Source organism: Nocardia grenadensis NBRC 108939 (assembly GCF_001613445.1).
Classification (GTDB): Bacteria; Actinomycetota; Actinomycetes; order Mycobacteriales; family Mycobacteriaceae; genus Nocardia; species Nocardia grenadensis.
Genome location: NZ_BDCJ01000026.1, coordinates 104,994 through 112,545 on the forward strand (window position 1 = coordinate 104,994; position 7,552 = coordinate 112,545).

The window sequence follows — 7,552 nt, forward strand, 5'->3', positions numbered from 1 at the left end:
CGCAACCGGGGATAGGTTCCCGCCGATTCAAACCCTCGTCCACCCGCAACCGCGCTGGTGGACTGGACTCGCGCCGGTGCGGGGTTGCCGTGCCCGGCGTCCGGACCACAGATGCCGACGGTGAGCAGCGATGAGGCGATACCTCCGCCGGCGCTGCGGCCTCCGCGGACCGCATCTACCACTCTAGGGAGGCTCGATGAGTACCGAGCAGATCACCGACCGGATCCGGTTCGCCTACTGGGTACCCAATGTCAGCGGCGGTCTGGTGACCAGTGATATCGAACAGCGCACCGGCTGGGATTTCGAGTACAACAAGAAACTCGCCCAGACCGCCGAACGTAACGGTTTCGACTACGCGCTTTCCCAGGTCCGCTACACCGCTTCCTACGGCGCGGAGTTCCAGCACGAATCCACCTCGTTCAGCCTGGCGTTGCTCGGCGCCACCGAACGGCTGAAGGTGATCGCGGCGGTCCATCCCGGCCTGTGGCATCCCGCCGTACTCGCCAAATTCGGTGCCACCGCCGACCATTTGTCGGGTGGGCGGTTCGCCATCAATGTGGTCTCGGGCTGGTTCGCCGGGGAGTTCACCGCGCTGGGGGAGCCGTGGCTCGAACACGACGAGCGCTACCGGCGCAGCGCGGAGTTCCTGGAAGTGATCCGCAAGATCTGGACCGAGGACAACGTGAATTACGGCGGCGATTTCTACCGCATCCGCGATTTCACTCTGAAGCCCAAACCGCTCAATACGCCCGAACGCCCGAACCCCGAACTGTTCCAGGGCGGTAACTCCAGCGCGGCCCGCCGCAACGGCGGACGCCACGCGGACTGGTACTTCTCCAACGGCAAGGATTTCGACGGCGTCACCGAACAACTCGACGATCTGCGGGCAGTCGCCCGGGCCCACGACCGCGAAGTGAAGTTCGGCCTGAACGGATTCATCATCGCCCGCGATACCGAGCGCGAGGCCCACGACACCCTCCGCGAGATCATCGACAAGGCCGACAAGCCGGCGGTCGAGGGTTTCCGGGACGCCGTGCAACAGGCCGGGGCCGCCACCCCGGACGGCAAGGGCATGTGGGCGGATTCGGGTTTCGAGGATCTGGTCCAGTACAACGACGGGTTCCGGACCAAGCTGATCGGGACGCCCGAACAGATCGCCGGGCGGATTGTCGCCTACCGCGAACTGGGTGTGGACCTGATCCTGGGCGGGTTCCTGCATTTCCAGGAGGAGATCGAGTACTTCGGCGCCAAGGTGCTGCCGCTGGTGCGCGAACTGGAGGCCGCGCGACGCCCCGCCGCGGTAGCGGGGCGATGACCGCCGTCGGGGCCGCCCGGATCGCCTCGGCCGAGCAGGCGCGTGCCGTCGCCGCGGAACTGGCGGCCGAGTTCGCGCTGGGTGCCGCGGACCGTGACCGGGAGCGCGCGCTGCCCTTCGCCGAAGTACGCGAACTGGCGGCCGCCGGGCTGCTGGCGGTGACGGTGCCCGCGGATCTCGGGGGCGCCGATCTGCCGCCCAGCGAGCTCGCGGAGGTGATACGGCTGCTCGCGGTCGCCGATCCCAATATCGCCCAGATTCCGCACAGCCACTTCGTCTATGTCAATCTGCTGAAGATCGCCGGATCCGCCGACCAGCGGCGGCGCTATCTGGGCGGCGTCCTGGACGGTGCTCGGATCGCGAACGCCCAGTCCGAACGCGGTGGCGCGACCGTCGCCGATATCGCCACCACTGTGCGCCCGCTCGGCGGCGGACGGCAGTTCCGGATCGACGGGGTCAAGTACTACTGCACCGGTTCCCTGTTCGCCGACTTCCTGGCAGTGCTGACCAGGCTGGACGACCCGGACGGCGCTGCCGGACTGTCGGACGGCCAGTACGTCGCGTTCCTGCCCGCCGACACCCCGGGCGTGCGGATCGTCGACGACTGGAACGGATTCGGTCAGCGCACCACTGGCAGCGGCACGGTGTCGTTCGAGAACGTGGTGGTCGACCGCGATCAGCTGGTGGCCCGGACCGCCGCTGTCGACCGGCCCACCGCCTACGGTGCCTCCGCGCAGCTGCTGCACGCGGCGATCGACGCCGGTATCGCCCGCGGTGCGCTCACCGCCGCCGCCGAGTTCGCCCGAGAGAAGAGCCGGCCCTGGTTCGAGGCGCAGGTGCGCCGGGCGATCGACGATCCGCTGCTCATCCAGCGGTTCGGGGAACTGGCCGTCGCGGTCACCGCGGCCGAGGCCGGGCTCGCGGCCGCGGGGGCGGCGGTGGACGCCGCGCTGGGTGCGCCGGAACGGGTCGGCGAGGCCTCGCTCGCCGTCGCCACCGCCAAGATCCTGGCCGACCGCGCGGCCACCGAGGTGTCCGGCGCCCTGTTCGAGGTGAGCGGTACCCGCAGTGCGGCCGACGACCTCAACCTGCACCATTTCTGGCGCAATGCCCGGACCCACACCCTGCACGACCCGGTCCGCTGGAAATACCAGCACCTCGGCCGAGCCCTGCTGCACGGCAGTCCGCCACCGCTGCACGGTGTGATCTGAGCCGGACGACCGGCCCGGTGGAAGTGCCCCCGCCGGGCCGGCCGCGGGTGGCCGAATGCGGGTCGGGCACCCTGGGCGTCCGGTCGGGAAGAGAACGGCGGTGCTACCGCCCGGCCGTCCGGGGGTGCCGGGCGATCAGCGGGAGGCCGTCGCGCCCTCCGGATGCACCGGATGTTCGCCTTCCGCGAATTCCTCGACGATCTTCGCGCAGAATGCCGGCAGGTCGCCGGGGTTGCGGCTGGACACGAGTCCGCGGTCGTTCACCACTTCCTCGTCGACGACATTGCCGCCGGCATTGCGGATATCGGTCCGGACGCTCGGATAGGACGTGAGCGTGCGGCCGCGCACCACATCCGCCTCCACCAGCGTCCACGGGCCGTGGCAGATGACCCCGACCGGTTTACCGGTGGCGAAGAAATCCCGGACGAAGGCCACCGCCGACTCGTCCTGCCGGAGTTTGTCCGGGTTGGTGGTGCCGCCCGGCAGGATCAGCGCGTCGAATTCATCGGGACTACATTCGCCGACGACCCGGTCCACATCGAAGGTGTCGCCCTTCTCCACATCGTGGTTCATGGCCTGGATCCGCCCGGGTTTCAGGGACAGCAGCGCGGTGCTCGCACCGGCGTCCTCGACCGCGGATCGTGGCTGCACGAGCTCCACCTGTTCCACCCCGTCGGCGGCGAGAACAGCGACTCGTCGCCCTGTCAGATTCTGCCGGCCCATGCCTGCTCCTTCCGTGTACGCGATTGCGGTCCGTCCCGCGACCTACCCGGGCCTACGGCGGTGAAACGTGGCGCCCGCCCGGGTCCAGTGGGATCGCGCACACCCGGGCCGGTCGCTGATTCGACCGCGGACGACCGGGTAGTCGGTCCGTGTCCGGCGAACGAGAAGAAAGGCATTCGACGATGAACGTCCCCATCAAGAGCACCCTCGACCCGGAACAGCAGCACGTCACCGGTGAGGCCTTGCGCGCCACTGTCGTCGACCTCATCGACCTGTCGCTGATCGCCAAGCAGGCCCACTGGAACGTCCTCGGCCGTAACTTCCGTTCCGTCCACCTCGCCCTCGACGAGCTGGTGGCCGCGGCCCGGGAGTTCACCGACGACGCCGCCGAACGCGCGACCTCCATCGGGGTCAGCCCGGACGGCCGTGCCGCGACCGTCGCCAAGGAGGCCGGCGGCCTCGACTTCCCCGACGGCTGGCAGCAGGACACCGATGTCATCGATGCCATCGTCAAGAACCTCAGCAAGGTCATCGGCCGTCTGCGGGAGCGTATCGACGCCACCGAGAAGGCGGATCCGGTGACCCAGGATCTGTTCATCACGATCGCGGCCCGGCTCGAACAGTTGCACTGGATGTGGCAGGCTCAGCTCTCCTCCGCCTGATACGTCGTACTGCGCTCGCGCGCCCCGGCGGGCACTGCGCCGAGTCGGGCGGGAGCCCCGGCCTGTCGCGTCGCGAACCGGGCGGGAGTACGAGGAGGAGTGCGCCTGGTTCGGGTTTCCGGATCGCCGTATGGGCTGAGTACCGGTCCGGACGGCGCCCTGTGGTTCACCATGGCGGCCGAGGGCGCCCTCGGCCGCTATCTCGACGGCGAGGTCCGGACCTTCCCGCTCGGCCCCTCCGACGGACAGCCGACGGTGATCGTGCCGGCACCCGGCGAGGCCATGTAGTTCACCGAATTCCGTGGTGAACGGATCGGTCGCATCGCTGGGGAAAGTGATGCGACCTGGTTCCCGGCGCGATCTCCGTACGGCATCACTGCGGGCCCGTCGGCGCGGTGTGGTTACCGAATCGCGGACCGATGCCATCGGACGGCTGACCGTGAACGGTCAGCCGACCCGGTTCGCCGCGCCGGGGATGCCCTCCATGATCACCACCGGCCCGGACGGGGCGCGCTGTGGACGGCGATGGAATCGGGCAGCCTCGAGCGCATCGTGGTGTGAAGGCAGGCGAGAGAACATTCTGTGCGCATGGCGGCGCTGATCCAGTGTTCCCCGTGGCGGGGAGTATCGCCGGTGCGCCTAGACTTGACCGCCTGAGTTCGGAGTCGACACCGCTGGGGAGAGCGGCTGCGGAAAGGTGGGGCGAGGTAGATCGGTGGGGTAGTGCAACGCGGCCGGCGGCGGGCTTTCGTGGAGAGTCACCGGTCGGCCGGATCTTTTCTCTCCGACCCGCTTGCGTGGTCGTTCGGTCCTCGCTGCCGCGAGTCGTAGTGCAGAGGCCTGACGCGTGAGTGTTCCGATACCCAGCGAAGTCATATTCTTGTTGAACACCCTGGGTCTTCCATACCCGGATATCGATGCAGACCAGGTTCGCGAACTGGGTGGATACGTCCGTGATTTCGCTGTAGAAGTGCGCGACTCCCACGAGTCGGCGACCGGCGCGATGAACGATATGGGTACCGCCTACGCCGGACGCTCCTACGAGGCGTTGCTTGCACGGTGGGCCACAATGAGCAGCGATCGTGTCGAGAAGATCTGCGCCGCATGCGATGTGGTGTCCTCGGCGCTCGATGTCGCGGCGGACGTGATCGAAGCGATACAGGTCGCGGTGCTGGTCGAACTGGTAGCCCTCGCCGCGAGCTATACGGCGCTGTTCTTCGTGCCGGGCGGCGCGGCCACCGGTCCGATCGTGCGTGAGGTGGCCAAACGACTACTCAAATCCATGCAGGATGTGCTCATCGGCTATCTTGCGGCCGAGGTGCTCGGAAAAGCGATCGAACCGCTCGAGGACGAGATCGAACGGCTGATCAACGGGACCTTGTACGACAAGACAAGTGACCTTCTGCGCGTACCGGAACCCCCGTCCGAGATCTTCGTGGACCCGGATCAGGTGCGTCGCTACGCGGACGTGGTGGATCACCATGGCGACGCGATGCAGTCCCATTCCCAGAAGTTTCTCGAGAAGGCCGGCGGTCTCACCTTCCGGACCCCGGGTCACGCCCTTCCGGAGACCGATTGGTCGGATTATCCGGGTTCGTCTTTCGAAGTGCCCCCCGGTGGCGGCCAACATCCCGTGCAGTCGCCCCACGGCGAGCAAGGCCCGTCGGTGCTCCCCCCACAGTCGATCACCCCGGCGCAATCCGAGAGCCCTCCAGCCCGCGACAGCGGTGCGTCGATCGACGAGTCTTCTGGCGCTCGCCCTCCCGCCGCGCCGGATACCTCCGGTGCCGACCCGTCGACTGCTTCCGGTGCGAGCCCGTCGACCGCCGCGGGCGCGAGCCCGTCGACCGGGACTCCCTCCGAGGTCGGTGCTCCCGCCGAGCAGATCGCCGGGAGCTCCGCGGTAGCCGGCCCGGCATCCGATATCGATACCGGTGGAGTGGATGGGGACCGTGCGGCGGTTTCGCCGGAGTCGTCCCCGGTCGAGGGGGCGGGCCCGAGTGGGCAACCGGTCGAGGCGGCGCCTGTCGTCGGTGCGACGAATGGGATCGCACATGCTATGCCGCCGGGACCCGCGGCCGTGAGCGCCCGGCAGGACCTGCAGGGACCGGCTGCCTTTGGTCCGTCTTCCGCGCAGTCCACCCCATCCGCCTCGGCCTCGGGCAAGACGCAGGGCGGTGCGGGCGATCGTGCCCTGTCCCGTCCCGTAGCGAGTGCTCAGCAGTCATCCGGCCGCGCTGGATCTCGGACACCGTGGTCGCGTTCGGGCCGTGGCCGGACGCGTGCGACACCTGTTGCGGCTGAGTCGGGTCCGAATATACCCGCGGTCTCCGCGGCCGGGACCAGCGAAAATAGTCAGCAGGCCGTCGTTCCCGCGGACCCCCCCGCACAGGCCGCACCCGGCTCGGCTCCGCGAGTGTTCGTTCCTGGTACCTCCCCGCCCCCGCCGGTGAGACCGAACGATCCGCCAACTGCCGAATCGAACGACAAGGAAGCCGAATCCGGCCGGACACAGGACGCCGAGCCGGATACGCGAGCCAAGCCCGTCAATCCCTGATCGCCGCTGTCCGGTTCGTAGGCAAGCCGTAGCAGCCGGTGTGTTGTAGAACGGCGGACCCGGAGGCTCGGGTCTGTTTGTCCGAACAGTCGGTACCGAAGCCGGGCCGCGTCACCCGCGTAGGCGATTCCCAGTGCTGGGAGTGGTAGAGGATTGACTTGCCTTGGAGGCACAGTGCGTTGATTCCCGCCGGTCGTCGGAAGAGGTGACGGCAGGGCCCTTCCCTGCGGAGTTGGTCGTGCGAGTGAGAGTTGCTGGTTGAGCCGTGAAAAAGAACCCTGCTAAGGAAATCCTCGACAAGTTGATGGAACTCCTCGGGCGGTTGGGCGAGGGCCTGCGCAGAAATGCTCGGGACAACGGGTCCGACCGGGCCCGGCAGGGCGCGGACAATGCGAGCGGAGCCGATAACGAGGGCAGTCGTGTATTCGACGGAGACTCCAACGATCAGCCGCGCAGTGGCACTTCCGCCTTCTACGGCGAACCGGAGCAATGGGGAAACTACGACGGATTGTGGGGCCACGCCAATAATCCGTCGAGCAACCCCTTCGAAGCGGCTATGGCCCGAAGGCGGCTCGACAGGTTGAGGGACCAGGATCCGGAGGGGTACGAACGATGGCGGGAGAACCGGGGGCATCCCGCCGACGGCGATCCCCCACGCGAACCCAGAGGTGGTGCCCAGGGCGATTCCGGTGGTGATTCCTCACGCGGGCAAACTGGTGGTACCCGAAGCGAGTCCGGTGGTGATTCTTCCCGCACATCCAATGGTGGAGGGCTTGCGGCGCGTCCCCGTACCGGAGAGGGTGATGGCGGGGGCCGGGATGTCGGAAGGCACGATGGTGGTGACCCCGGTGACCGCAGAGGTGGCGACGACGAAAAGAGTGGGCGCGGTAAGCGCATCGGCCTCACCGTAGCCGGTCTCGGTGCCGGTGCGGCCATGGCGGTGGGGCTCTCCGGTGATTCCGGGCCGGACAGTGGTTCAAGTGGGGAATCGGGCGACGACGACAAGAGCGGGTCGGGCGACGACGACAAGGACGGGTCGGGCGACGACGACAAGGACGGGTCGGGCGACGACGACAAGAGCGGG

General features: G+C 68.1%; 6 protein-coding genes. 5 read left to right on the top strand and 1 reads right to left on the bottom strand.

All coding sequences use genetic code 11. From position 1 onward, the window contains the following. The first annotated feature begins 196 nt into the window (after positions 1 to 196). Together sfnG and NGR01S_RS25755 are read left to right on the top strand one after the other, a co-directional pair. Positions 197 to 1,315 (top strand): dimethylsulfone monooxygenase SfnG, encoded by a 1,119-nt coding sequence (gene sfnG / locus NGR01S_RS25750; protein ID WP_063041224.1) that lies wholly within the window; start codon positions 197 to 199, stop codon positions 1,313 to 1,315. Then, the gene (locus NGR01S_RS25755) at positions 1,312 to 2,526 is read left to right on the top strand and encodes an SfnB family sulfur acquisition oxidoreductase (RefSeq protein ID WP_063041226.1); all 1,215 of its coding nucleotides are present in this window, start codon (positions 1,312 to 1,314) and stop codon (positions 2,524 to 2,526) included. The genes sfnG and NGR01S_RS25755 overlap by 4 nt, the downstream gene beginning before the upstream one ends. Before the next feature lie 135 nt (positions 2,527 to 2,661). On the opposite strand, the gene NGR01S_RS25760 is transcribed toward NGR01S_RS25755, so the two are convergent. After that, positions 2,662 to 3,249 (bottom strand): type 1 glutamine amidotransferase domain-containing protein, encoded by a 588-nt coding sequence (locus tag NGR01S_RS25760; RefSeq protein WP_063041228.1) that lies wholly within the window; start codon positions 3,247 to 3,249, stop codon positions 2,662 to 2,664. Positions 3,250 to 3,431: 182 nt separating this feature from the next. On the opposite strand from NGR01S_RS25760, the gene NGR01S_RS25765 reads away from it, so the two are divergent. The 3 genes from NGR01S_RS25765 to NGR01S_RS25775 all read left to right on the top strand — a co-directional run bounded on the left by NGR01S_RS25765 (position 3,432) and on the right by NGR01S_RS25775 (position 6,468). Further along, complete coding sequence (locus tag NGR01S_RS25765; RefSeq protein ID WP_063041230.1) at positions 3,432 to 3,911, top strand: Dps family protein; 480 nt, start codon at positions 3,432 to 3,434, stop codon at positions 3,909 to 3,911. A gap of 99 nt (positions 3,912 to 4,010) precedes the next feature. After that, entirely contained in the window at positions 4,011 to 4,199 is a 189-nt protein-coding gene (locus tag NGR01S_RS25770) for a hypothetical protein (RefSeq protein WP_063041232.1), read from the top strand. A 559-nt stretch (positions 4,200 to 4,758) separates the two neighbouring features. Then, on the top strand, positions 4,759 to 6,468 hold the full coding sequence (locus tag NGR01S_RS25775; protein WP_157107437.1) for a WXG100-like domain-containing protein: 1,710 nt from the start codon (positions 4,759 to 4,761) through the stop codon (positions 6,466 to 6,468). Positions 6,469 to 7,552: the final 1,084 nt, after the last annotated feature.